Origin of the sequence: Alcaligenes endophyticus (assembly GCF_026344035.1) — a bacterium.
GTDB classification, from domain to species: Bacteria; Pseudomonadota; Gammaproteobacteria; order Burkholderiales; family Burkholderiaceae_B; genus Alcaligenes; species Alcaligenes endophyticus.
On record NZ_JAPKND010000004.1, the window covers coordinates 339,561 to 365,677 of the forward strand.

Genomic DNA, 26,117 nt, shown 5'->3' on the forward strand with positions numbered 1-26,117 from the left:
AACTGCTCAGCTTATACAGTACGGGCGATGGCTTGCACTTTGCAGCGTGCACTGGCCAAAATTTCCACACATAAGTCCGCATAAGACAAACCATCTGCCTTCGCCCCCATCGGCACCAAAGAATGACTCGTCATGCCTGGTGAAGTATTCATTTCTAACAACCACGGCTGCCCTTGCTCATCGAGCATAAAATCAGCCCGCCCCCACCCCTCGCAGCCTAAGGCCACATAGGCTTGAACGGCGAGGCGACGAATCTGTTCGCTCAGCTCATCACCCAAAGCGGCAGGACAAAAATACTGCGTCGCATCCGACAAATACTTATGCTCAAAATCGTAATTGCCCCCCGGAGCAACAATCTCGATCACAGGTAAAGCGCGTGCTTGTTCCCCGGCACCCAACACTGGTACGGTTAACTCGCGCCCACGAATAAACTGTTCGGCCAACACCGAGGTGTCATAGTGCATAGCAGTAGTAAAAGCCGCCTCAGCCTGTTCAGCTAGGTCCACCCGCGTAACACCAACCGTGGAGCCTTCATGCGGCGGCTTCATGATTAACGGCAAACCTAATTGTTCAACACTGGCTGCAATCAAGGCAGCATCACGTAACTCGACAAAATCGGGGGTAGGTAGTCCATGTTGCTGCCAAATACGCTTGCTCATGACCTTATCCATGGCCAAACTCGATGCCATCACGCCACTTCCGGTGTAAGGGATACCTAACCACTCCAACGCCCCTTGCAGCGTGCCATCCTCACCAAAACGACCATGTAAATTAATAAATACGCGATCAAACTTTTGTTCCGCCAGGCTGCTCAGCGTTTCAGCCCCCATATCAAACAAATGGGCATCAATACCTTTGCTACGCAAAGCCTCATGCACGCCCTGCCCAGACATCAGTGAAACTTCTCGCTCGGCCGATTTACCACCATATAAAACCCCTACACGACCAAAATCGACACTCATGCTAATTCTCCTAATTGGGCTGGCACGCGACTGATGGACCCTGCCCCCATCAGCAAGATCACATCACCATCTTCTGCAAAATCAAAAATTGTCTGCGGCATGTCTGCAATATCAGCTATGAATATAGGTTCTACCTTGCCAAGCACACGTATCGCGCGCGCCAGGGCTCTGCCGTCGGCCGCTATCAATGGTTGCTCACCGGCTGCATACACCTCGCTTAACAGAACTGCATCCGCGCGGCTCAATACTTGAACAAAATCCTCAAAGCAATCTCGCGTACGAGTGTAGCGATGGGGCTGAAAAGCCAGCACTACACGACGATCGGGCCATGCGCCTCGGGCCGCCTCTAAGGTGGCTGCCATCTCAACGGGGTGGTGGCCGTAATCATCGATTACCGTAAAGGTGCCGCTCCCACGGCTAGCTGGCACAGCAAAATCGCCGACTAAGGAAAAGCGTCTTCCTACACCTTTAAACTCATCCAATGCCGTCGCAATACAATCGTCCGATACACCTAGTTCGGTTGCCACGGCAATCGCAGCTAAGGCATTAAGTACATTATGGCGGCCGGGTAGATTCAAACTGATGGCTAATTTAGGCAAGGTACCTTGTGGCCCTTGACGCAACACATCAAAACGCATGTGTGTACCTTCACTGCGCACATTCACGGCTCTTACTTGAGCCTCAGTGTCAATGCCGTAGCTGGTGACAGGGCGAGAGATAAAAGGAATAATTTCTCGCACATGAGCGTCATCACTACAGACAATCGCACTACCGTAAAAAGGCAAGCGATTAGTGAAGTCTACAAAAGCACTTTTAAGTTTGGCCACATCATGACCGTAGGTATCCATGTGGTCTAAATCAATATTGGTGATGATGGCCATGACAGGCAATAAATTCAGGAAAGAGGCATCCGACTCATCTGCCTCCACCACAATGTATTCCCCTTGCCCTAACCTAGCATTGGCCCCAGCAGAGTTCAAACGCCCACCAATCACAAAAGTTGGATCTAGGTCAGCAGCCGCCAACAAACTGGCCACCAAACTTGTAGTGGTAGTTTTTCCATGCGTCCCGGCAATAGCAATGCCGCGCTTAAGGCGCATCAACTCCGCCAACATTAACGCGCGAGGTACCACTGGTATACGTGCTGCACGCGCCGCCAATACCTCGGGATTATCTCCACCTATAGCTGTGGAGGTCACAATTGCCCCCATCCCCTCAATATTCTCGGGTTTATGGCCAATAATAATACGCGCGCCTAGGGAGGCAAGCCGTTTAGTGACTGCACTCTCCTGAATATCTGAACCACTGACCGTATAGCCAAGATTAAGCATTACCTCGGCAATGCCACTCATGCCCGATCCGCCTATACCAACAAAATGTAAACCTTTAATCCGATGTTTCATGCTGCTCTCCCTGCTACTTGCTGACATGCCTCAGCAATGAGCTGGGTCGCGTTCAACTGTGCGTGTTCCTGTGCATGGCTGGCCACACGCATGAGTTCTTCTCGGCTTTGGCCTTGCAGCCATTGAGCCAGCCACTGCTCTGTAAATTCTTTTTGCACCTGCAACCAAGCCCCATCGCAATCGCTCAGGTACTTGGCGTTGGCCGTTTGGTGATCATCAATCGCGTGCGGTAAAGGTATAAATAATGCCGCCACGCCTGTTGCTGCCACTTCCGCGACCGTCATCGCCCCCGCTCGACAAATCAACACATCAGCCGCTTGCATCGCCGCTGCCATGTCAGCGATAAACGACACACATTCAGCCTCCACATTCAGTTGCTGATATGTCTGCTTTAGCTGGGACAAATGTTGTTCACCTGCCTGATGCGTCACCACGGGACGCTGCTCACTTGGTAATAGCGCTAAGGCTGCGGGCACCACTTTATTTAAAATTGCTGCCCCCAAACTGCCCCCTACGACCAATATTCGTAACGGCCCAAGGCGGCGAGCATAACGCTGCGACGGTGTTTCTGACTGTAAGAAATCGTCACGTACAGGATTTCCGACCATAACAGCACCGGGCAAAGCTCCCGGAAACCCCACTAACGTACGGCGCGCTATTTTAGCCAGATATCGATTGGCCGTTCCAGCCACCGCATTTTGCTCATGTATCACTAAGGGGATACCTAGCCACTTCGCTGCTAAACCACCTGGGAAAGCCACATACCCGCCCATACCTAGCACTACATTGGGACGCACTTGAGTCAAGCGAGCTCGCGCCTGCAGACAGGCAGAGAGTAGAGTGAATGGGAGCTTTAATAAAGTTAGTAATCCCTTACCACGTACACCGGCAAAATGCAGAGGTAACAAAGGAAAGCCATGCTGAGCCACTAAACGGCCTTCCATTCGTTCTGGATGTCCCATCCAATAGACTGTCCAGCCAGATTCTTGCAAATGCTTGGCAACTGCTAGCCCGGGCATAATATGCCCCCCCGTGCCGCCAGCCATAATAACGATCGTAGGCGCTGTCATGTTCGCTTACCTCTCATCATGAGCCGGTTTTCCACATCGACACGCATCAGTATCGCCAAAGCCACAAGGTTCATCACAATTCCTGAACCCCCGTAGCTGACCAATGGCAAGGTTAGACCTTTCGTAGGCAATAGCCCCAAGCACACACCCACATTGATGAACGTTTGAACCCCAAACCAAATAGCCACGCCTTGAGCAACTAAACCACTAAAAAATCGATCCATCGCTATGGCCTGACGAGCGATAGTGAAACTGCGCCAAACAATAAATCCGAAGGCTAGGACTAAAGCGAAAACCCCTACAAAACCCAACTCCTCGCCAATCACGGCAACGATAAAGTCTGTGTGAGCCTCTGGCAAATAATGCAGTTTCTCAACACTAGAGCCGAGTCCTACCCCGAACCACTCACCACGCCCTAGAGCAATTAAAGAATGGGAAAGCTGATAGGCACTACCGTAAGCGTTATCAGGATTCCATGGATCTAAATAAACAAACAATCGCTCACGTCGCCAAGGAGAAAGCCAAATCAGCAGTAAAAAGCTACTCACCAAGATACCTAGCAACGCAGAAAAAAGCTTGCCGTTAATGCCACCGACGAACAACACGCCCACCGCAATGACCACGATCACCATGAATGCGCCTAGGTCTGGCTCTAAGAGCAGTAAAATTCCCACCATGCCCAAAGCCACTGCCATAGGCATAAACCCGCGCCAAAACTTTTGCAAATGCTCCTGCTTACGCACGGTATAGTCCGCCGCATATAACACCATGGCGATTTTCATCAGCTCTGAGGGCTGAAAATTAATCAAGCCCAACGGTAGCCAGCGCCGTGCACCATTCACTTCGCGTCCAATTCCCGGCACCAACACCACCACAAGTAAAAGCATGCTCAGGAAAAACAAAGGCAAGGCCACTTTTTGCCATACTCTCATCGGTACGCTGAAAGCCATGCTGGCAGCAACCAACCCCACCAAAATGAACAAAGCGTGTCGCAATACAAAGTAATAACGTCCGTAACTTTCATAGCGAGGACCATCTGCAAGCGCAATTGAGGCCGAATAAACCATCAACAGGCCAAATAAGCTTAGCAACAAGGCTACCGATAATAGCGATCGGTCAAAAGTAGGTAAGGCAGTACGAGTGGGACGCACTGCATTGACACCAGAGGTCAGCTCAGCAAATAAACTCATGCGGCCTCCCCTTGATCTAAAGCCAACTCTGTCAGTGCCTCAACAAATACCTGCCCTCGATGCTGATAATTACGGAACATATCCATACTGGCGCAGGCGGGTGAAAGAATCACGGCATCCCCTGCTTGCGCTATATCGGCCGCACTACGTACCGCCTGCTCCAAACTGGCTTGATGCACGATGGGTATGCCTGTATCAGCTAAGGCCGCCTCAATTAAGGGGGCATCTTGACCGATTAAAAAAACCGCTTTCACTTTGCCCTGTACTGCGGCCGCTAACGGCGCGAAGTTTTGCCCTTTACCTAAACCACCAGCAATTAAAATCAAAGGCTGATCTAATCCATTCAAGGCTGCCACAGTGGCCCCTACGTTGGTGCCCTTGCTATCATCAAAATAGCTCACTCCCTGCAGGAGCCGGACCAGCTCCAGACGATGGGGCTCCCCTTGATAAGTGCGCAAGGCATGCAGCACGTCAGACCAGCGTAAACCCAAGACTCGTGCCAATGCCAATACGGCCAAAGCATTTAGGGCGTTATGCCGCCCTTTGAGTTGTAGTGCTTCTACAGGCATGAGCTTGTTAACCCGCCCAAGCGGGCGAATTGTTGGCTCAGCAGTGCCAGCTTGGCGTTTACGAACAGTGCTTTCCTGCTCAGAAAAGTCTGTGGCTTCAGCAGCTAACAGCCACTCCATCCCCCCTTCCAGACCCAAGCCTAAATCACCTACATAGCTTGGAGCATGGGCAGAGAACCCGCGAGTGCAGGCCGCATTAACGTCGGGCAGCATCGCCACCACCTGCTCATCATCACGGTTAAAGACCTGTACTTTACTGAGGGCAAAAAGCTTGGCTTTGGCTTGTGCGTATGCCTGGGAACTGCCGTGCCAATCCAAGTGATCATCAGTGAGGTTAAGTACGGCGCCAGCATCGCAATGCAAACTATAGGTGGTCTCTAACTGGAAACTGGACAACTCCAGAATCCACACCTGAGGCAGATTGTCTGTCTGTATCTGCTGACGCAAAGCCGTCAACGCTGCGGGACTTATATTGCCAGCTATGCATACGTGCAGACCAGCCGCTCGCAATACATGGGCCAATAAGCTCACGACTGTCGTTTTTCCATTGGTTCCCGTCACGGCTAACACATGAGGGGTATAACCCTGTGATCGTAGCTGCTGTAACGCGCGCGCAAACAGTTCAATCTCGCTAATGACCTCGATCTGTAGGTCACGGGCCCAAGCCAAGAACTGCGCGATAGCGGGATCTATGGGTGACAAACCAGGGCTGATCACCACCGCACTAACCCCGTGCAACGCCTCAAAGCATAAGGCCTGCTCTCCCAGTAACTGCTCTACCTGATCTGTATCACCTTGAAGCTGACCCAATATATCAATATGAGCACGCGTATCGAGCAGGCGCAAAGCAGCGCCTTGATCTAAACACCATTGTGCTGCAGACAGACCCGTCTCCCCCAAGCCGAGTATGGCGATGCGGCCAGTTGTATGAAGAGGGGAGCTATGTTCGGTAGTCATCGTAATTTCAATGTAGATAGGCCTAGCATGACTAACATCATGGTGATAATCCAGAAACGCACCACTACTTGCGTCTCTTTCCAACCCGATACCTCAAAGTGATGGTGCAAAGGAGCCATACGGAAAATGCGCCGTCCTTCACCATAGCGGTGCTTGGTATATTTAAACCAACCTACCTGCAACATAACGGACAAGGTCTCTACCACAAACACCCCGCCCATAATAAAAAACACAATTTCTTGGCGCACAATAACGGCAATCGTGCCTAAAGCACCACCCAAAGCTAGCGCCCCTACATCGCCCATAAATACTTGCGCGGGATAAGCGTTAAACCATAGAAAAGCCAAGCCCGCGCCGGCTATCGCCGCGCAAATAATCATCAGCTCCGAAGCGCCGGCGATATACGGAAAAAACAGATACTTGGAGTAATCAACGCGCCCTACCACATAAGCAAAAATACCCAGTGCGCTGCCCACCATCACCGTTGGCATAATCGCCAACCCATCGAGCCCATCGGTTAGATTGACCGCATTGCTCGAACCCACGATGACTGCCCACGTCAAACAGACAAAACCAAAAACACCTAGGGGATAGCTAACGGATTTAAAAAATGGCACGATCAAGTCAGCGCGTGTAGGCAAGGACATCGTGAAGCCACTTAATACCCATTCTTTGAACAGTGGCCAAAGCTCGGCATTGGCAGGAGCGGACACCGCAAAACTTAGATATATGGCGGCAATCGCACCAATAATGGCTTGCAGGCAAAACTTCTGACGTGAGGACATCCCTTCAGGGTCGCGATGGACGACTTTTTTATAATCGTCTGCCCAACCTATCCACCCAAAACCGAAGGTGACTAACAACACTACCCACACAAAACGATTAGTCCAATCGGCCCACAACAAAGTGCTAAAACCGATGGAAATAAGTATCAGCACACCTCCCATAGTAGGAGTGCCGTTTTTTTGCAAGTGTGTGCTGGGACCATATGCCCTTACAGCCTGACCAATTTTCAACTCGGTCAACTTACGTATTACCCAGGGTCCGCAGAATAACCCCATAGCCATGGCCGTAGCACATGCCAAAATAGCACGCAGAGTGATATATTCAAAAACGCCAAATGCACGTATGTGTGAATCCGACAACCAGCGTGCCAACTCAAGTAGCATTGCAAGCTCCTTCTAGGTCAGTTGTTAAACCGTCCTCAAGAGCACTTACGACCCGTTCCATACGAGCACTACGCGAACCCTTGATTAAAATATGTGAGGGTTCCAAGGCCTGCAAATAAGCCACCATGTCTTCAAAAGCTTCAAACTGATGGGCCCTCGCGCCAAAAGCCTGAGCGGCATGACGCGCATCGTTACCTAAAGTCAATAGCTCATCTACGCCACGTTCTTTAGCATAAGCCCCCACCTCTGCATGAGCAGCGGTGCAATCATTGCCAATCTCGCCCATATTGCCCAAGACCAACACCTTACGGCCGCTTAATTGTGCCAAGACATCGATTGCCGCACGTACAGAGTCAGGGTTGGCGTTGTAGGTATCGTCGATCAATTGAAAGCCGCTAGTTAAGCGTTTTGCTTGCATACGTCCGCTGACTGGTCTGAATGCTTGCAAGCCTGCAACAATGGCACTCAATGGTGCCCCTGCAGCCTGCGTACATGCCGCAGCCGCCAAGGCATTGCGCAAATTATGAACTCCCGGCGTGGCCAGATTTACCGTCGCCTCTTCATCGGCAAGATGTAAGGTAAAACGCGTATGGGCAGGCTCAGCAAAAATAGCATCTGCATAAACAGCCTGATGACTGTTGAAACCAAAACGAACTTGCTTACGGCCGACGGTCATTTGATTCCACATTTCTGTGTAAGCATCATCCCCTGGATAAATAGCGACTCCATCCTGAGGTAAGAAACTAAAGACGCTACCGTTTTCCAGGGCAACCGCTTCTACCGTATGCATGAACTCTTGATGCTCACGCTGAGCATTGTTTACTAAGGCGATATTTGCTTGTGCCATCGCCGCTAACACGGCAATTTCGCCGGGGTGGTTCATCCCCAGCTCCAAAACAGCTGCCTGATGCTTCGCTTGCAAACGCAAAATGCTCAACGGTACCCCTAGGTCATTATTCAAATTACCTAGTGTGGCCAAAACCTGATCTTCCCCTAGCCATGCTCGTAAAATAGCGGCAATCATTTCCTTGGTGGTGGTTTTACCATTACTACCAGTCACAGCAATAACAGGCAAAGTAAAGCGTTCACGCCATGCCTGCGCTAACTGCTGCAAAGCAATTCGTGTATCACCTAAGACAAGCTGCGGTAGTTTGATCGAAGGTTGCTGTTGCTCAACAATGGCAGCAACGGCTCCTGCCTGAGCTACTTGAGTCAAATAGCCATGACCATCGAAGTTTTCGCCTTTTAAGGCTAAAAACACATCACCTGTGCTGATAGAGCGCGAATCTGTCGACAGCCTGACGCCACGCAACCAGCTCAATGCCGCACGCGCCCACTCACGATCATCGAATGGACGCCGCTCAGCACCAATTTCCTGATAGGTTTCATGGCCTTTACCCGCCAGCAAAACAATATCATTCGGTTCTGCAGACCAAATTGAAGACAAAATAGCTTGTGTACGATCAGGCTCGATACGTGGATGAGCCGGCATACCAGCAAGAATTTGCGCAATAATGCTATGAGCATCTTCATGGCGCGGATTATCTGTGGTCAAAACCACTTCATCAGCCAGCTTCGCAGCGATCGCTCCCATAACAGGACGCTTAGCCGTATCCCGATTACCGCCACAACCAAATACGCAGATCAGACGTCCTCCACGTACCGTAGCCACTTCCCGCAATGCTTCTAAAGCCCGCTCTAGGGCGTCAGCGGTATGAGCATAGTCAACCACAACCAATGGCAGGGGAGTATGCTTACCTATAGTGCTGATAGGGTCGACAATTTGCAATCGCCCTGGAACCGAAACCAGGGTAGCCATAATGCGCGCAATCTTAGAAACAGGCCAACCGACTTCCTGTAAGACTCCCGCTACTAACAGCAGGTTGGCAACATTATGCTCACCTAATAAACGCGTCACGATCTGCGCAGTGCCGTGTGTCGTGACTAAATTAAAAACCTGTCCGTCGGCCCCTGTATGAATATCATCAGCTAGCAGGTCCACGCCAGCATGCTGCATAGAATAACTGACTTTACGTGCTTGCAATGGAGCGGCTAGCAGCTCTTGACCGATCTCATCGTCGGCATTAATCACCGCACTGCGCAAGCCGGGCCAAGTAAACAGAATTTGCTTCGCTTGCTTGTACGCCGACATGGATCCATGGTAGTCCAAGTGATCATGTGTCAAGTTGGTGTAGCCAGCGATATCAATCGCTACGGCGTCAAGACGCCCTTGCTCCAAACCAATGGAAGACGCCTCTAACGCCACCACCGAAGCCCCCGCCGCACGTATCGCCGCTAAACTACGATGCACAGTTAATACATCAGGGGTAGTCAGCACCCCGCCTAAATTGCTCCCGTCAGGCAAAGTAACTCCTAGGGTGCCGATCGTGCCGCAAGGTACTTGCGAATTATTGATCGCAGCAGCCACCCATTGCACACTAGACGTTTTACCGTTAGTGCCAGTCACGGCGACCACTGTCATGGCCTCGGAAGGCCGACCGTACCACTCGTGTGCAATCGCTCCTAGTTGAGCGCTTAAGTCCTTCACTTGCAACACCGGCACATCTAATGCTGGCGCTCCATTATCTGAGTGCTCACGTACAATTGCACAAGCCCCCTGACCCACCGCCTGCTGCTCGTAATCTCTACCGTCACCCACTATTCCTGGACAGGCAAAAAATATGTCACCCGCCTGCACTTGACGCGAGTCCAAACACAAATGCGCCGTAGGCGCGGCATGCTGTGCCAACCACTCTATGATTGCGGGGGCATTCATCGCACTTCCTCCCCACCGGGGCCTATCGCCACCAGCGACTCAACGGGCACGTCGGGCTGCACACCTAAGCGCCGCAGACTTCTGGCCACAATTTCTGAAAAAACAGGCGCTGCAATGGCACCGCCGTAATATCTTTTACCTTGCGGCTCATCTAAACTTACAGCCACCACAATGCGGGGGTTTGAGGCAGGGGCAAAGCCTACGAATGAGCCGCGATAGAGCGACTTGCTATAACGTCCATCAACGATTTTCCTCGCTGTGCCACTCTTGCCGGCCACTCGGTAACCTTGCACTTGAGCCAGCTTAGCGCCAGCGGGGCCGGCAGCAGCCTCAAGCATAGAGCGCACTACTGTGGCCACTTCTGGCTTAAAGATGGGTATGCTGGAGGCACGTCCTTCACGCTTTAGCATGGTTAAAGCAACCATGTCGCCATTACGTGCAAAAACAGTGTAGGCCTGCGCCATTTGCAGGAGCGAAACAGATAGGCCGTATCCATAAGCCATGGTTGCCCGCTCGATAGGACGCCAGCGATCCCACGGCCGTAAGCGTCCACTGGCCACGCCTGGAAAATCGGTTTGAGGCGTACGACCAAAGCCCAAGTCATTAAACTTGGTCCACATTTCCTGCGACGTTAAACGTTCGGAAATCATCGTCATGCCAATGTTACTGGAACGCCGCAAAATACCTGCTGGATCCAATACACCATTACGACTTACATCAGAGATCGTGTTGCCCTGATAACGATATTGTCCATTGCCTGTATTAAACTGCGTTGCTGTAGAGATGCGTCCAATGTCTAGAGCTAGCGCCACAGTGAAAGGCTTCATGATAGAGCCTGGCTCAAAGGTATCAGTTAAGGCTCGATTTCGTAGAGCCGCACCTTTTCTATCATCTCTATCATTAGGGTTATAGGTCGGCAAATTAACCAGAGCCAACACCTCACCAGTTTGCACGTCTAAGACGATAGCCGCCGCCGCACGCGCTTGCGCATCCTCCATGCCTTTTTTTAACGCTGCATAGGTGTCAAACTGCAAGCCAGCATCGATAGACAGACGTAAATCGTTACCGTGAGCAGGCGGTATAACATCTCGCACATCCTCTACCACACGCCCTAAACGATCTCGTATGACCCGACGCGAGCCAGGCGTGCCCGATAAAGCGTCATTAAAAGCCAGCTCTATGCCTTCAAGCCCTTTGTCCTCAATATTGGTAAAGCCCAGCATATGCGCCATCACCTCACCCTCAGGGTAAAAGCGCCGCATTTCTTCTTGCTGATGGATACCGGGAACTTTTAACGCCGCTACTTGAGCGGCGAGATCTAAATCAACTTGGCGTTTAACATACACAAAATGCTTGTCTTCCATGGTTAAACGCCGGGTGATATCGGCTTCACTCATATCAAGCAATTTTGCTAGCGCGGCAATCTGCTCCGGTTTAGCATGGCGTGCATCTTCTGGAAGTGCCCATATAGCACGCACCGGCACACTAGAGGCCAGCACAACCGAGCCTGTACGATCAAACACCTTGCCACGCATAGGAGGCAGCACCACAGTGCGCTCATAACGGCGCTCACCTTGTTGCTGCAAGAACTCAGTGGACATGCCCTGCAAATACAAGGCCTTACCTATTAGCGCAACGAAGCCTAGCATTAATAACACCAGCACTAAGCGCGCACGCCAAAACGGCATTTGCGTGTTAAGGATAGGATTATCGTGATAGCCGTAGCGCCTCATGGCTGGCCTCCTTGCCCTAGCTCCACAGAGCTCAAACGCTCACCTTGCAAAAACAGCGTGCGACTTAACTGCCCTTGCACTAAACCCAACTCATTACGGCCTATATCATCAATTCGGGCATTGCGTGTTAACTCGGCACGCTCTAATTGCAAACGGCGCCAGTCCGTATCCAATTCACGGGCTTGAGCGCGCAATCTATCTGTTTGCACAAATAATTCGCGCGATTGATAACGCGCGGTTACTAGGGAAATCGCTGATAACAGAAGGATAAATGCCAACGCAAGCACTAAACGAGTCATTTGCGCCCCCTACTGCTTTGAGCGCGCAAACCTGACATCTGCGTCAGTTTATCGGACCACTGCTGCATCCAAACCTCATCGAGTGGCTCAGCAGTACGCTGGGCCACTCGTAATACCGCGGAGCGAGCACGAGGATTGTCCTTACTTTCGGCAGGGGTGGGCAAAATCCGCCCTAAACTATGCAACCAAGGCTGGGGCATGTCTTTTTCCATAATGGGCAAACGCGCCTGTTCCTGGCCGGGCCTAGCTGCTGCCGCCATGAATTGTTTCACCATTCTGTCCTCGAGCGAATGGAAAGCAATCACCGCCAGTCTTCCTCCATATTTAAGACGCCTTAATACTGCCGGGAGCGCATACGCGAGCTCCTCGAGCTCACGATTGAGGTAAATCCGTATAGCCTGGAAAGTCCGGGTTGCCGGATGGTGACCCTTTTCGCGCGTGCGGACGACACTGGCGACGAGCTCGGCGAGATCGTGCGTAGTGTGCAGCGGGCTGGATTGGCGGCGATCAGCAATCGCCTTTGCAATCTGGAAAGCAAACCGTTCTTCGCCATATTCTGCTATGACCTCCTTCATTACTTCGATGCTAGCTTGCGCCAGCCATTGCTCAGCAGTTAAACCACTGCTGGTATCCATACGCATATCGAGTGGACCATTGCGCATGAAAGAAAAACCACGATCAGCATCATCGACCTGAGGTGATGAGATCCCTAAATCCATCATCAAACCATCTATTTCTGCGATTTCCAGCTCATCTAGCCGTGTAGCAAGATCAGCAAAACCACTATGCACCACCAAGATACGTGAGTCCGTTGCCGCCATCTGCTGAGCGACCGCAATGGCTTGAGGGTCTTTATCAAAGACCACCAAACGCGCGTCGGACGCAAGAAAGCTTAAAAGCAAACGACTATGGCCACCACGCCCGAAGGTGCAGTCCACATAAGTGCCTCTTAGCTGACCATGTGCTTGAGGCAATGCACACCAGCGCCTAGCCTCAAACTCGGGATCAACGAGGGCCGCTACCGTAGGCTCTAGCAGCACGGATCGATGAACCAGCTCCATGAACAACTCAGAATGAAAAGGTTTCAAAAACTTCGGTCGCGCTGGCAGCCGCCAAGTCTTCCGCTTGACGACGCTCCAGCTCCGCAGCATTCCATAGCTCAAAGTGGGTAGCTAAACCAATTAGCATGGCCTCACGTTCTAAACCTGCCGCGTTGCGCAACTCGGGTGCTACCAAAATACGGCCAGATGCATCTAGCTCCACATCTTGTGCATTTCCCAATAGCAATCTTTGCAACGCGCGGGCATTCATGGGGAAACACGCAATCTGCTCACGCTTCTGCTCCCATACCGAACGCGGGTACACCAACAAGCAACCATCCGGGTGACGTGTTAGGGTCAAGCGCCCTTGTTCCTGCTCCAGCAACGCGTCACGATGCCGAGTCGGGATAGAGAGCCGACCCTTCGCATCTAGAGTGAGTGCACTGCTGCCTTGAAACACGTTTCCCCCACTTTTTTACACTATTTCCTACTTTTTCCCACTCTACGGCCTAAACGCTTTCCGGTCAAGCTCGAAATTGCAATTTTTTCAATCACAACAAGCACTTAGCAGGCCACCCCAGAGCTCAAATTTACAAATTTTCCTGTTAAATCAAGAAATTGCAGGGTATTGTGAAAGCAGAGCCTGAAGTTAAGGCGCAAACCGCCCCCATAGCAGGCATTTGCGATGCTTAACCATTGATTTCAAAAGGGTGATAATTATGCAGTTTTGTGTCACTCGGTAACGAGTGAGGTGAGACAGGTCTATAGGCCGGATTTTGTAAATCAGCACCTAGGGTGCCAATTGGCAATCATTCCTCTGGGCCCGCCATTACTAACGGGCTCTAGCTACCTACCCGCATGCTCGAACGAGCCGCTCTACAACCTTATTGCTAAAGTTAGCGCATGCCTATTTGGTATTGCTCCGGGTAGAGGTTACCGCGTTTCACCCTAAGACCTTAAAGCTCGCGCTTAAAACTACGGAGTCGCCGTAGCTGTGCTTGCGGATGCAAGCCCTGATCTTAGTCTCGTCTCTGTGGCCCTATTCCTCGGCTCGTTTGACACTTACCGGACGGCTGTTAGCCGCTACCCTGCTCTGTGGAGTCCGGACCTTCCTCGCCGCCTAGCGACGCGATTGCCCGACCTGCCTCACAAATTCATTGTAACCTGCGACAATAGAGAAAATCGTATTCATCGCAGATATTTTCTGGAAGCTTTATGTCGCTCAACCTTATTTCACTCATCGACGCTCAGTTAGCTTATGGCCATCATCCTTTACTCAATCATGCCGAACTCACTGTACAAAGCGGCGAGCGTATCGGCCTGATCGGACGCAATGGCGCAGGCAAATCGTCGTTATTAAAAATCATAGATGGTCGAGCAACACTAGACGATGGTCAAATACAACGCCTCGGCGGTCTACGAGTCGCTACGGTTGAGCAAGAGCCTGAGCTCCCACCCGAAAGTAGCGTATATGATATTTTATGTGGCGACATCAACGAGTCCGAAGACTGGCAACGCCCTGCTCGTGTCAACGCCTTAATCGACAAGCTGGGTTTAAACCCAGATGCTTTAGCCGGTAGCCTGTCTGGTGGCACCACTAAACGAGTCGCTTTAGCAAAAGCTGTCGCCGATCAGCCAGACTTACTCTTGCTTGATGAGCCCACTAACCATTTGGACTTCGACGGCATATTATGGCTGGAGCAACTATTGCTAGACTTCCGTGGCAGCGCCATTATCATCACCCACGACAGACGCTTCCTAGACTCCGTAGCCACCCGAATTGTCGAGCTAGACCGAGGTCAACTATTCAGTTATCCCGGTAATTTCACCCAATGGCAAGAACGTAAAGCAGAATGGTTACAATCCGAACAACAGCAAAATGCCAAATTTGATAAGTTTCTAGCTCAAGAAGAGGTATGGATACGTAAAGGCGTACAAGCACGCCGAACCCGCGATGAGGGGCGTGTGAAACGCCTAGAACAATTGCGACGCGAGCGGGCCGAACGCAGGGAGCGCTCAGGGAATGTTAGTTTTGCACTTTCTGAAGGGCAACGTTCGGGCAAGCTAGTAGCTGAAGTGGCAAACATCACTCACGGTTTTGGCGATCGCACCCTCATTAAAAACTTTTCCACACTACTCATACGGGGAGACAGGATCGGCCTAATCGGCGCCAACGGAGCCGGAAAAACGACCCTACTCCGCATATTACTTGGCCAGCTTGAACCAAACATCGGCACCGTCCGTCACGGCACTAACCTAAAGATAGGCTATTTCGATCAAATGCGTGGGCAGTTAGATGAGAACGCCTCGCTCGCTGAAACCATTAGCCCCGGCAGCGAGTGGGTAGAAATAGGTAATGAGCGCAAGCACATCATGAGCTATCTAGAGGACTTCTTATTCCCCGCAGCACGAGCACAATCTCCGGTACGCAGTTTGTCCGGAGGCGAGCGTGCGCGTCTAGCCTTAGCACGCATGTTTGCCCAGCCTACTAATGTGCTGGTGCTAGATGAGCCCACTAACGATCTGGACATCGAAACGCTTGAGCTCTTAGAGAATCTGATCCAAGACTACACCGGCACCGTTCTGCTAGTCAGTCATGACCGCAGCTTCCTCAACAATGTGGTTACCCAAGTCATCGCCGCTGAAGGGCACGGAGTGTGGTCCGAGTACGTAGGAGGTTATGATGAGTGGTTAGCCCAACGACCTAAGAAAAACGCATCAGTTGCTACCGAGAAAACAAGCAGCAAAGCAACTGAGCCGTTTACGCCCACGCCTGCAGCGGCGCCTAAAGCACAAAAGCTCGGACGCCTAGCTCCGTGGGAGGAAGTAGAGCTGGCGCAGCTACCAGAGAAAATAGCAACTATAGAAGCGCAGCAAGGCCAATTAGCTGAACAACTAGCCGACCCTGACCTCTACAAAGAGGGCTCTGCTCATGCGGATGCCATCAACGCGCAATTGGCCCAACTTAATCAGCAGCTTGAAGAGTTGTTCGAGCGTTGGGAGTTACTAGAGGCTAAACAAAAAAACTCCTAGTAAAAATAGCCTGAATCCCCTGCTCGCCAAAACTTATCTACGCGTCAGCAGGGGATACAAAAACCTATTTCAACCGGCCAGACAAGAACTGGGTAAGACGCTGGCTTTTGGGCTGCTGCAACACCGTGCTTGGATCGCCCTGCTCTTCAATCTGCCCCTGATGCAAAAACACTAAATGATTGGACACATTACGGGCAAACTCCATTTCATGTGTTACGACGATCATCGTGCGCCCTTCTTCGGCTAAGCTTTGCATTACTCGCAAAACCTCGCCGACCAACTCTGGGTCTAAAGCCGACGTTGGCTCATCAAACAGCAATACCTCTGGCTCTAGAGCCAAAGCTCGGGCAATCGCCACCCGCTGTTGCTGACCACCTGATAGCTGTGAAGGATATTTAGACTGTACCTTTGCATCTAAACCCACTTTATTCAGATATAAACAGGCACGCTCCTCAGCTTGGCTACGCGAGAGCTTAAGGACATGGATTAGGGCCGCACAAATATTCTCCATCGCTGTCATGTGAGACCACAAATTGAAATGCTGAAACACCATTCCCAAACGCGATCGAAAGCTTTGCAACTGTTTGCTACAGCCTGCCTGGAGCTCGCCCTTATGGCGTTTGCAGGGCACTAATTTGAGCGCTTCATCACCTAAATAAATTTCTCCTGAGCTGGGCTTCTCTAACAAATTTATACAGCGCAAAAAAGTACTTTTCCCTGAGCCACTTGAACCAATGATACTGATTACATCTCCCTTATCGGCCTGCAACGACACACCACGCAACACCTCGTGATCACCGTAACTTTTATGTATATTGTTGACTCGCAAATTATGCATAGCTCACCTCACCGAGACGTAGGTTTGAGAAATACCAAGTAGCGCTTTTCCCATCTACGGAATAACAGCACCAGCAAAGTAGCGACTAGGGCATAAAGCACCCCGGCCAGACCGAAAGACAAAAAGGGTGTGAATGTTTCGCTATTCACATCGCGGGCGACTTTTAATAACTCAGGCACCGTTGCAGTGAAAGCAATCGACGTACTATGTAAGATCAAAATCGTCTCATTGCTGTAGTACGGCAATGAACGCTTTAAGGCAGAAGGCAAGATAATTTTGGTGTACAGGGTAAAGCGCGAAAAGCCATAAGCATGAGCAGCCTCAATCTCCTCTGCAGGAATTGCCTTAATAGAGCCAGCAAGTACTTCAGTTAAATAAGCACAGCAATTCAAACTGAACGCCAAAATCACACAATTAAAACCACTGCGAAAAAACTCAGTCAGTAAGTCCGACTCCCGTACAAAACCCAAGCTAAAAAAACCTGTATAAACCAGCAGAAGCTGTACATACAGCGGCGTGCCTCGTAAGACATAGGTATACAACTGCACTGGCCAACGTAGCCAAGGACACGATGACACACGACAAATCGCTAAGGGAATAGACAACAGCATGCCGAAGGTCAGCGACAACACCATGATCCATAATGTCATGCTTAACCCGCTTAATTCCCACTCTCCATGCACTATGCCCAAGTACTCTAAACCGTACTCGCGTATTAACTCCATGAGTGTCATAAGTTGGCTCCTTTGATGCCCCGATTGACGCGTCGATTCAGCAAGGCCAGTAAAAGCAAAGCAATCGTAGTAAAGGCAAGATACGCGCCGGCTGCAACAAAGTTAAAGAATAGGAACTGCTGTGTGGATCGACCTGCTTGCTGTGTAATACCAATAATATCGACTAGCCCAATAATAGACACTAAAGCAGTAGACTTAATCACCACCTGAATATTATTGCTATAACCAGGAATAGCTAACCGCAACATTTGCGGCAGTGTAATGGAACAGAACACCCGAGTGTGGCTCATGCCTGTGGACAAGCCTGCTTCAGCTTGCCCCCTGGGAATAGCTTCAAGCGCACCCCGAAAAGTTTCTGTCATATAGGCGCCGTGGATAAAAGCCAGTGTAATCACCCCGGCAGTAAATGCATCCAATTCGATACGACTCCACCCTAACCACAAACATACAGTATTGATTAATGTTTGCAGGTTATAAAAAACCAACAACATAATAACCAAGTCTGGAATGCCTCGATTAAGGGTGGTGTACACCTCCATCAAGCCACGCACCAAGGGGAAACGTGAGTTTTTTAGCAAAGCCCCGAAAACCCCAACCGCCGTGGCGCATAAAATGGCACAGCAGGCTAGGGCGACGGTAACGCCCACTCCCTGTAATACTAAGGGAAAATAGCCATACATCATGCTGTCCTCTTACTCCGTCACGGGAGCAGTAATACCGTATTTACTATAACGCTGCAAAATATCATCATATTGTCCGCTCGCGACCATAGCCTCTAATGCGCCATTGATACGCTCTAGCAAGGCGTTATCAGTTTTCCGCAAACCGATGCCCGTTCCCACGCCGAATACTTCTCGATCGCTGATAGCCTCGCCGGTCATGTGAAAATTAGCTCCTTCTGGGGTTTCAAAAAAGATGGCTCCCGACGCAGAGTTTTGCAACGTGCCGTCAATCCTACCCATCGCCAGATCCTGCTTGGCAAGATCGTCGTTCTGATAAGAGATCAGCTCAATACCCTTACCACGCCAATGTTTGTTAGCATAAGCCGCCTGTGAAGTACCTTGCACGATACCAATACGTTTGCCTTTCAACGCCTCGGCGTTCGTAGCAAAGTCCTTATCCTTCAACGTCATGATGCGCGAGCTCGACGAGTAAATAGGATGCGAAAAATTAACTTGTTTAGCCCGCTGCTCGGTGATCGTAAAGCCAGACAAAATACCATCGATCTTGTTGCTATTCAGCGCTGGAATCGCCCCATCAAAATTGATAATCTGCCAATCACACTCCACCTTTAGATGCGCGCAAATAGCATTACCCACCTCAATATCAAAGCCTTGTAGCTGGCCTTGAGTATCTCGCCATTCAAAGGGCGGAAAAGTGGGGTCTACACCAAAGCGTATCGTTTTTTCTGTACTGTCTGCCTGGGCTGCTCCTGTAGCGCCCAGCATTGCACTCATACCTACTACGGCTGCTAATAAGATTTTTTGATACTTCATGTATGTCTCCTTGTTTATCCAGACTGTATGGTTTAAAGTTTAAATGCTCCTAATGTATAGACAACTAGGAGGAACCCTTAATAAGCAAAAAAAGGAGACAAGAATGGACACTTATTTGATGAACGAACGCCCTTCTTACACCGCCTACAGAGAGCGGTTTTTGGCAGCCGTGCAACGGCATCAGGGTCGTGTAAGCCATTACGAACACCCTCTAAAAGGGCGAGATGGTGAAACACTGTATACGGATGTTGCCGAAATTGGCAATCCGGACGCCACCAAATGGCTAATCATTATCTCCGGTACTCATGGTGTTGAAGGGTACTACGGTTCCATGTGCCAGACTCTGTATTTACAAGGCCTAGACCTACACTCCCTCGATGCAGACACCGGTTTGTTATTCATTCACCTTATCAATCCGTGGGGAACATCGTGGCTACGTCGGGTAAATGAAGACAATGTCGATTTAAATCGCAACTTCATCGACTTTACCCGTCCTCTGCAACACAACGATGAGTATGACAATATCGCGTCGGTGTTTAATCGCGAGGCGATCGAACCCGAGCAGCGGCGTATCAACGAGCAGCTCTGGCACGACCGAGCTGCAGAAATAGGAGAAACCTCTTTACGTAGTCAAATTACCGCGGGACAACACCAAGATCCGGAAGGTATTTTTTATGCTGGGCAATTTGCCACATGGTCTAACCAGACCCTAAGAACTATCTTTGCGAATTTACCGAAATCATGCAAACAGGCTATTTGCATGGATTTGCACACGGGCGCCGGCGACTTTGGTCATCCTATGTTGATGGCCATTACAGACCATGACTACCCCGGTTTAGAAGCTGCTAAAAAGCTTTTTGGCCCTTGGCTCTATACCGTTCATACCGCGATGGGGAATACCAGCGATACAGGTGTGTCGGCTTCGGTAGATGGTTACACCTCCCAAATGCTCATCAACGCCATGCACGACAAAGATTTTATGCAGTTAGTGATAGAGTGCGGCACTTATAGCCCCAGCATGTTGGAACACTCATTACGGTTCGAACACCTGCACTACCTAGAAGGCAACGATCCGGGGGGCCATCAGGAGCCAGGCCATAGCTTAAAGTCTGCTTTATTGGAACACTTTTTCCCGCACGATCAACAGTGGCGCGAAATAGCCTGGGTGCGCACTCGACAAATTTTTGACCAAGCGTTGGTTTACCTTCGCGATGGGCAAACACATTACTGATTTGAACGATGGCGGGCTGCACGAGGACGCAGCCCTAAAAGACTAACACTAAGGCTGAACTACCCAGCCTAAGGTAGTGCCGTTCGCTAGAGGCACCACTTCTTCGCCTGCCAAAGGCAGTTGATCAGGAACAACATACTCGGCTCGCTTTAACGTCAATGTTGCACTATTAACCGGTAACCCATAGAAAGCAGGGCCATTCAAACTAGCAAAGGCTTCTAATTGATCCAATCGCCCGATCTGGTCAAACGCCGTAGCATAAAGCTCCATAGCATGTAGGGCGGTATAACAACCCGCACAACCACAGTCCTGTTCTTTACGACCTCGGGCGTGCGGTGCGCTATCGGTACCCAAAAAGAAACGGCCTGAAGTGCTAACCGCCGCCTGTAAAAGAGCTTGACGATGCCGCTCGCGCTTGAGTACTGGTAAACAGTACCAGTGCGGCCGCAGGCCACCTTGGAACAAAGCATTACGGTTATACAGCAAATGGTGTGCGGTGATTGTCGCTGCTATGGGCCCTTCCGCCTCCGACACATAAGCCGCACCATCAGCTGTCGTCAAATGCTCAAATACAACTTTTAAGGCGGGGAAAGCACGGCGCAGGGGCAACATAACACGGTCAATAAACACGGCCTCGCGGTCAAACAAATCGATGCTTGGATCAGTTACCTCGCCATGCACCAGAAGCGGCATACCCACTTCTTGCATCACTTCTAACACTTTAGTACATCGGCCCAATAAGTCCGTTACGCCAGCATCCGAATTAGTGGTCGCCCCGGCAGGATAAAGTTTTACGCCATGCACAATGCCCGACTCTTTTGCTCGCCTTATCTCATCAGAATCCGTGTTGTCGGTTAAATACAAGGTCATAAGTGGCTCAAACTTGGCGTCCGGCGTAGTCTTGTTTAAAGCCGCTACGATACGTTCACGGTAAGCTTGGGCCAGAGCTGTCGTCGTGACGGGTGGCGTCAAGTTAGGCATGATAATAGCGCGGCCAAACTGGGCGGCAGTATGTCCCACAACGGACTCCAAAACAGCCCCATCGCGTAAATGTAAGTGCCAGTCGTCGGGCTTTTGTATTGTTAATTGATCCACTGTGTTTGTCATCCATGTACCTTATATCTACTACAAATAAAAAGTTTGATGTGCTGTTTGCTATTACTGTGCTTACGCACCGTCTTGTACCAAAGCCGCGAACATAGCCACGCCCGTAGCGATTACATCATCATTAAAATCAAACATGGCATTATGCAATACCCGCCCCTGCTCTGCACCACCTTGCCCTAAACGAAAATAGGCGCCTGGGCAGACCTGCAACATATAGGAAAAATCCTCAGCCCCCATAGAGGGTGTAAACGGACATTGCACCTGATTTGGACCCAATAGCTCGGTTGCAATACGTGCTACTTTCTGAGCCTGTGGTACATGATTAATCGTTGCCGGAAACAAACAGCGATAGGTCATCTCAATTTTAGCGTCATAAGCCTGCGCAATACCGTCTAGAACACTTTGCATGCGGGTCTGCACCAAGGCTTGAGTCTCGGCTTTAAAAGTGCGTACTGTACCGCTCAACTGAGCCTGATCCGGAATCACGTTGCGAGCTTGAATAGTCCCTGCTTTGATTGCTGCAACGGTTATGACTGCCGCATCCATAGCAGGAACATTACGTGCCACAACGGTTTGTAAAGCATTGATGACCTGCGCTGCAATCACAATTGGATCCACCGTTTGATAAGCATGTGCACCATGCCCACCTTGACCATACACGACGATATCAAACTCATCTGCTGCCGCCATCATAGGGCCCGGATTCACCCCAATGACATCAGGTGGCAATCCCGGCCAATTATGTAGCGCGTAAATTTCATCGCAGGGGAAACGAGTAAACAAGCCGTCCTCTAACATGGCCTGTGCTCCCCCCAAGCCTTCCTCGGCGGGTTGAAAAATAAGTACTACCCGACCACTAAAAGCACGCGTACTGGCTAAATACTGTGCTGCACCCAATAAAATTGTGGTATGCCCATCGTGGCCACAAGCATGCATGATACGCTCATGCTTTGACTGGTAGGGAAGATCCGTTTTTTCTTGTATGGGCAAGGCATCCATATCAGCCCTTAAACCAATACTACGCTCGCTGCCCGGTAGGTCTCCCTGCAGCACTCCCACCACCCCCGTTCCGCCAATGCCTGTGTGGACCTCATATCCCCACTCACGTAAACAATTGGCCACGATTTCAGCGGTACGGTGCTCCTGAAAACCCAACTCAGGGTGAGCATGTATATCTTGCCGTAACCGTACCCAATCAGGTAATAAACGACGAATTAATTCAAAATCGAGTCTAGTCATGGATGTCACAATAATTAAGTGAAAAAGCTTGGCGAGCCTGCCTTGCACATGCCATTATGACTAATACGTAGGCAATTGCTAAGCGCTAAGTGCTAAACCCCTGGGGTGTCGGCGCCCCAAACGCAGATAAACACGCTATATATAAGTTAAGCCAGTTCTCACATACTGGTTTTTTGCTTATCGCTTTATTCTAGGAGTTCTGTTCATGGCCAACACTGACAACAAACCTGCACGTAAATCCACCTCTGGGTTTATGAAGCCCCTAACACCCAGTCCCACCCTAGCGGCCGTTATAGGTCCCGATGCTATCCCACGCACTGAAGTCACAAAAAAAATCTGGGAATATATTAAAAAACACGACTTACAAGACTCTGCCAATCGCCGCAATATCAATGCGGATGATAAGCTACGTCCAATATTTAATAAAGAGCAAGTCTCTATGTTTGAACTCACCAAGTTACTTTCTGCTCACCTTAGTTAAATTTTTTCCATGCGTCCTACACTCAGGCTACTCGAACCTCAACTGCCCACCAATCGTCTCATTGACTTATGTTGGCTTAGAAGAGATCTACGGCTACACGACAACCATGCTCTTTTCCAAGCGCTACAAGGGGATGTAAGCGTAGCCTGCGTTTTTATTTTTGACCCACAGTTACTCGATGAGCTTGAGCAGGACAGTAAACAAGTGGCATTTATGTATGCCTGCTTACAAAGTCTACAAACCGATCTGCGACGTCATGGCAGTGAGTTAATCATTGCTTACGGCCCAGCAGAGCGCGAGCTCCCCCGTTTAGCGCGCCAGTGCAACAGCCAAATTGTGTACGCCAACCGCGACTATGAGCCTTATGCCAAGCACCGCGACCACCTTGTTGGGCAAAGCCTGCTGGCGCAAGCCTGTACGCTACAACTCTACAAAGATCAGGTTATTTTTGAGCAGGACGAAGTGCTCACCGGTCAAGGTGCGCCTTACTCTGTCTTTACCCCCTATTGGCGTAAATGGCTGCTACAACTGGGTAATATAGGCGTGCCCAGCTTTGACAGCCTATCAGCTTGTCATCGTTTGCTTCCTCTTGCCCCCCTCGCATTACCTTCTTTAACTGAACTAGGCTTTTCCGAACATACACTCACCAAGTTGCTGATTCAAGCGGGTTCGGCGGCGGCACAAGAAGCCTTACAAAAGTTTTCCACGCGGCTTCATTTATACGAACAAAACCGAGATTTTCCTGCGGTCAATGGTGTTTCTCGGCTATCTCCACATTTACGTTTCGGGACACTTTCCATACGCCAATGTGTTGAACAATGTTGGCCTAGCGACTCAGCAGGCGCCTCTTGCTGGTTAAAAGAATTAGCATGGCGCGACTTCTATCAGCAGTTCTTATGGCACTACCCCGATACAGCAACACAAAGCTTTAAAAGCGAATATCAGAATCTTGAGTACAGTAATAATGAAGACTGGTGGCTAGCATGGTGCACGGGGCAAACAGGCTACCCTCTCATAGACGCCGCACAACGCCAACTCTTGCATAGCGGTTATATGCACAATCGACTACGCATGATATCAGCCTCTTTTCTGGTTAAAGACTTACTGATCGATTGGCGTCGTGGCGAACGGTTTTTTGCTCAACACTTAATAGATTATGATCAGGCCGCCAACGTGGGAGGATGGCAATGGGCCGCTTCCACGGGATGCGATGCACAACCTTACTTTCGTATCTTTAACCCGATCACACAATCACAAAAATTTGATCCCAAGGGCGATTTTATACGTCGGTATGTCCCCGAACTCGCAGCGCTAGACAACAAAAGCATCCACGCCCCTTGGCTCAGCCGCCAATTACCCCTAGAGTTCCGGCTAGGCCTGCATTACCCAGCACCGATTGTGGATCACAGCACACAACGCGAATTAGCCCTAGCCTTATATAAGCGCTCATCAGACTCTTAACTCTCTCCCAGCTCCGCTACTAAGGCCACTCAACAGAAGTAGTGGTGAGAGGTAAGAAAATAGCCTAATAAGCTCAGTGTTTGCCCTACACCAAGTCAATGCCAAGACTCTTCTTGATGACTTGATCTATTCAAAGCACAAGAAACAGACATAGAATGGCTGCATAAGAGAAAGCGAGGTTTACTATGTCCCCTAGCATGAAACAGAATCAAGAAAAATCCTCTCACTTGCATTTACTACACCATTTGCAACTATCGCATCCTCAGGCGCAAATCGCTCTGCTGCAATTCAAAGCTGACACGTGCTCAATTGGTATCGCTCGCTGGGGGGTACCAATACACACAGAGAAATTCAAAAACATTGGTCTTGAACACTTGCTCAACACCGTGCTTACCCACGCCAATCCCGACGCACTCCAAGCCGAGCAAGCTATCGAACGCATAGAAGAGGCAATCATGCCCGCGCAGCTTGATTTACGCCAGTTCCAGGTTTTCACGGCAGATCCCGAAGCGCTTACTCTTTTGAAGTGGGTGCAAACGCTTAATCAACAGCAGCATAAAATACTTCACCTAGACATGGTTGAAGCATGTTTTAACCTGTATGCTGAAGCGGCTGTCGGCGATTGGCCGATCTCAACCCTGCCCTCCAATACCAAGCTATGGGCCTATCTGATCTTATTACGTGAAACCATGCATCATTTATATATAGAACAAATACATGTGCTCAGTACTTAAAGCTATCACTGAGAATAAAAAAAGCTGACCAGTTAATGGTCAGCTTGTGCAATAGACATCATTATTATTAGTAGCTATACCCTAAGGTTTTACCCTCTAGCAAAGCAAGCCATCCGCGTATCAAACGATAGATAATCCAGATGGTAGTAATAAAAATACCAATCCAGCCTATGAATAGTAGGGTTAGTATCCCGCTCACACAATACCAGAGCAGACCCCACCAAAAAGTTTTAATTAGCCAGTCAAGGTGACTAGCATATATCGTTCCAGAGGCTTCGCTACGTTTTATATAAGCCAGTACAATCGCTGCAATTGTAGCAATCGTTAGCAGGCCAGCCGTCACCACGCCTAGAGCAAATAAGCCATAGCTCACATGCGTTAAGATTCGCAAAGATACGCCTTGCTCCAGCTCAGGCTTGGGGGAATGATCCATCAGCTTCTCCTAAACAACAATAAAGCAAAAGTCCTACCGTTATTTTACTCTGAATCCAGCCTAGATATAGCCTATGCACCTTATCTATAGCAGCTATCTACTCAAACTACCTCAATAACAACGCCTATCTGTTATCAGTATGATAAATCACAGATATTTTTC

At 50.0% G+C, this 26,117-nt stretch carries 23 protein-coding genes and 1 other RNA gene; 5 read left to right on the forward strand and 19 right to left on the reverse strand.

Annotation, left to right across the window (positions count from 1 at the left end):
* Window positions 1-11 precede the first annotated feature (11 nt).
* The 12 genes from OSH01_RS09905 to rnpB form a co-directional block, all read right to left on the reverse strand.
* Window positions 12-962 carry a D-alanine--D-alanine ligase gene (locus OSH01_RS09905; protein WP_266123928.1) on the reverse strand — a complete coding sequence of 317 codons (951 nt, stop codon included), beginning with the start codon at window positions 960-962 and terminating at the stop codon, window positions 12-14.
* A complete protein-coding gene (gene murC / locus OSH01_RS09910; RefSeq protein WP_266123929.1) occupies window positions 959-2,365 on the reverse strand; it encodes a UDP-N-acetylmuramate--L-alanine ligase in 1,407 nt (468 codons plus the stop codon). The genes OSH01_RS09905 and murC overlap by 4 nt, the downstream gene beginning before the upstream one ends.
* Window positions 2,362-3,435 (reverse strand): undecaprenyldiphospho-muramoylpentapeptide beta-N-acetylglucosaminyltransferase, encoded by a 1,074-nt coding sequence (murG, locus tag OSH01_RS09915; protein WP_266123930.1) that lies wholly within the window; start codon window positions 3,433-3,435, stop codon window positions 2,362-2,364. Before murG ends, murC begins: the two co-directional genes overlap by 4 nt.
* Window positions 3,432-4,625, reverse strand: a complete 1,194-nt coding sequence (gene ftsW / locus OSH01_RS09920) for a putative lipid II flippase FtsW (protein ID WP_266123931.1) — start codon at window positions 4,623-4,625, stop codon at window positions 3,432-3,434. The genes murG and ftsW overlap by 4 nt, the downstream gene beginning before the upstream one ends.
* A complete protein-coding gene (gene murD / locus OSH01_RS09925; protein WP_266123932.1) occupies window positions 4,622-6,151 on the reverse strand; it encodes a UDP-N-acetylmuramoyl-L-alanine--D-glutamate ligase in 1,530 nt (509 codons plus the stop codon). Before murD ends, ftsW begins: the two co-directional genes overlap by 4 nt.
* A complete protein-coding gene (gene mraY, locus OSH01_RS09930) occupies window positions 6,148-7,320 on the reverse strand; it encodes a phospho-N-acetylmuramoyl-pentapeptide-transferase (protein ID WP_266123933.1) in 1,173 nt (390 codons plus the stop codon). The genes murD and mraY overlap by 4 nt, the downstream gene beginning before the upstream one ends.
* Window positions 7,310-10,096, reverse strand: coding sequence for a bifunctional UDP-N-acetylmuramoyl-L-alanyl-D-glutamate--2,6-diaminopimelate ligase MurE/UDP-N-acetylmuramoyl-tripeptide--D-alanyl-D-alanine ligase MurF (gene murF / locus OSH01_RS09935; protein WP_266123934.1), 2,787 nt, complete (start codon window positions 10,094-10,096; stop codon window positions 7,310-7,312). Before murF ends, mraY begins: the two co-directional genes overlap by 11 nt.
* Window positions 10,093-11,829, reverse strand: coding sequence for a peptidoglycan D,D-transpeptidase FtsI family protein (locus OSH01_RS09940; protein WP_266123935.1), 1,737 nt, complete (start codon window positions 11,827-11,829; stop codon window positions 10,093-10,095). The genes murF and OSH01_RS09940 overlap by 4 nt, the downstream gene beginning before the upstream one ends.
* A complete protein-coding gene (gene ftsL / locus OSH01_RS09945; protein ID WP_266123936.1) occupies window positions 11,826-12,128 on the reverse strand; it encodes a cell division protein FtsL in 303 nt (100 codons plus the stop codon). The genes OSH01_RS09940 and ftsL overlap by 4 nt, the downstream gene beginning before the upstream one ends.
* On the reverse strand, window positions 12,125-13,189 hold the full coding sequence (rsmH, locus tag OSH01_RS09950; RefSeq protein WP_266123937.1) for a 16S rRNA (cytosine(1402)-N(4))-methyltransferase RsmH: 1,065 nt from the start codon (window positions 13,187-13,189) through the stop codon (window positions 12,125-12,127). The genes ftsL and rsmH overlap by 4 nt, the downstream gene beginning before the upstream one ends.
* A gap of 7 nt (window positions 13,190-13,196) precedes the next feature.
* Window positions 13,197-13,628 carry a division/cell wall cluster transcriptional repressor MraZ gene (mraZ, locus tag OSH01_RS09955; RefSeq protein ID WP_266123938.1) on the reverse strand — a complete coding sequence of 144 codons (432 nt, stop codon included), beginning with the start codon at window positions 13,626-13,628 and terminating at the stop codon, window positions 13,197-13,199.
* A 289-nt stretch (window positions 13,629-13,917) separates the two neighbouring features.
* Window positions 13,918-14,316, reverse strand: an RNA gene (gene rnpB / locus OSH01_RS09960) — RNase P RNA component class A.
* 67 nt (window positions 14,317-14,383) lie between these two features.
* Here rnpB and OSH01_RS09965 point away from each other — a divergent pair.
* On the forward strand, window positions 14,384-16,201 hold the full coding sequence (locus OSH01_RS09965; RefSeq protein ID WP_266123939.1) for an ATP-binding cassette domain-containing protein: 1,818 nt from the start codon (window positions 14,384-14,386) through the stop codon (window positions 16,199-16,201).
* A 64-nt stretch (window positions 16,202-16,265) separates the two neighbouring features.
* On the opposite strand, the gene OSH01_RS09970 is transcribed toward OSH01_RS09965, so the two are convergent.
* The 4 genes from OSH01_RS09970 to OSH01_RS09985 are packed head-to-tail and all read right to left on the reverse strand — an operon-like array spanning window position 16,266 to window position 19,269.
* Window positions 16,266-17,039, reverse strand: a complete 774-nt coding sequence (locus OSH01_RS09970) for an ABC transporter ATP-binding protein (RefSeq protein ID WP_266123940.1) — start codon at window positions 17,037-17,039, stop codon at window positions 16,266-16,268.
* Between the two features lie 8 nt (window positions 17,040-17,047).
* Window positions 17,048-17,773, reverse strand: a complete 726-nt coding sequence (hisM, locus tag OSH01_RS09975) for a histidine ABC transporter permease HisM (RefSeq protein ID WP_266123941.1) — start codon at window positions 17,771-17,773, stop codon at window positions 17,048-17,050.
* Window positions 17,770-18,456, reverse strand: a complete 687-nt coding sequence (locus tag OSH01_RS09980; RefSeq protein ID WP_266123942.1) for an ABC transporter permease — start codon at window positions 18,454-18,456, stop codon at window positions 17,770-17,772. Before OSH01_RS09980 ends, hisM begins: the two co-directional genes overlap by 4 nt.
* A 9-nt stretch (window positions 18,457-18,465) precedes the next feature.
* The gene (locus OSH01_RS09985) at window positions 18,466-19,269 is read right to left on the reverse strand and encodes a transporter substrate-binding domain-containing protein (protein ID WP_266123943.1); all 804 of its coding nucleotides are present in this window, start codon (window positions 19,267-19,269) and stop codon (window positions 18,466-18,468) included.
* 103 nt (window positions 19,270-19,372) lie between these two features.
* Here OSH01_RS09985 and OSH01_RS09990 point away from each other — a divergent pair, with 103 nt between their 5' ends.
* Window positions 19,373-20,500 (forward strand): DUF2817 domain-containing protein, encoded by a 1,128-nt coding sequence (locus OSH01_RS09990; protein WP_266123944.1) that lies wholly within the window; start codon window positions 19,373-19,375, stop codon window positions 20,498-20,500.
* A 48-nt stretch (window positions 20,501-20,548) separates the two neighbouring features.
* Here the strand turns inward: OSH01_RS09990 and pyrC are convergent, their stop codons facing one another.
* Window positions 20,549-21,607 (reverse strand): dihydroorotase, encoded by a 1,059-nt coding sequence (gene pyrC, locus OSH01_RS09995; protein WP_266123945.1) that lies wholly within the window; start codon window positions 21,605-21,607, stop codon window positions 20,549-20,551.
* Window positions 21,608-21,667: 60 nt separating this feature from the next.
* On the reverse strand, window positions 21,668-22,846 hold the full coding sequence (locus OSH01_RS10000; protein ID WP_266123946.1) for a M20 aminoacylase family protein: 1,179 nt from the start codon (window positions 22,844-22,846) through the stop codon (window positions 21,668-21,670).
* A 205-nt stretch (window positions 22,847-23,051) separates the two neighbouring features.
* Here OSH01_RS10000 and OSH01_RS10005 point away from each other — a divergent pair, with 205 nt between their 5' ends.
* The 3 genes from OSH01_RS10005 to OSH01_RS10015 all read left to right on the forward strand — a co-directional run bounded on the left by OSH01_RS10005 (window position 23,052) and on the right by OSH01_RS10015 (window position 25,522).
* Window positions 23,052-23,327, forward strand: coding sequence for an SWIB/MDM2 domain-containing protein (locus OSH01_RS10005; protein ID WP_266123947.1), 276 nt, complete (start codon window positions 23,052-23,054; stop codon window positions 23,325-23,327).
* Between the two features lie 9 nt (window positions 23,328-23,336).
* Window positions 23,337-24,788, forward strand: a complete 1,452-nt coding sequence (locus OSH01_RS10010) for a cryptochrome/photolyase family protein (RefSeq protein WP_266123948.1) — start codon at window positions 23,337-23,339, stop codon at window positions 24,786-24,788.
* Between the two features lie 197 nt (window positions 24,789-24,985).
* A complete protein-coding gene (locus OSH01_RS10015; RefSeq protein WP_266123949.1) occupies window positions 24,986-25,522 on the forward strand; it encodes a hypothetical protein in 537 nt (178 codons plus the stop codon).
* Between the two features lie 67 nt (window positions 25,523-25,589).
* Here OSH01_RS10015 and OSH01_RS10020 read toward each other — a convergent pair whose 3' ends face one another.
* Window positions 25,590-25,955, reverse strand: coding sequence for a DUF4870 family protein (locus OSH01_RS10020; protein WP_266123950.1), 366 nt, complete (start codon window positions 25,953-25,955; stop codon window positions 25,590-25,592).
* Between the last annotated feature and the right edge of the window lie 162 nt (window positions 25,956-26,117).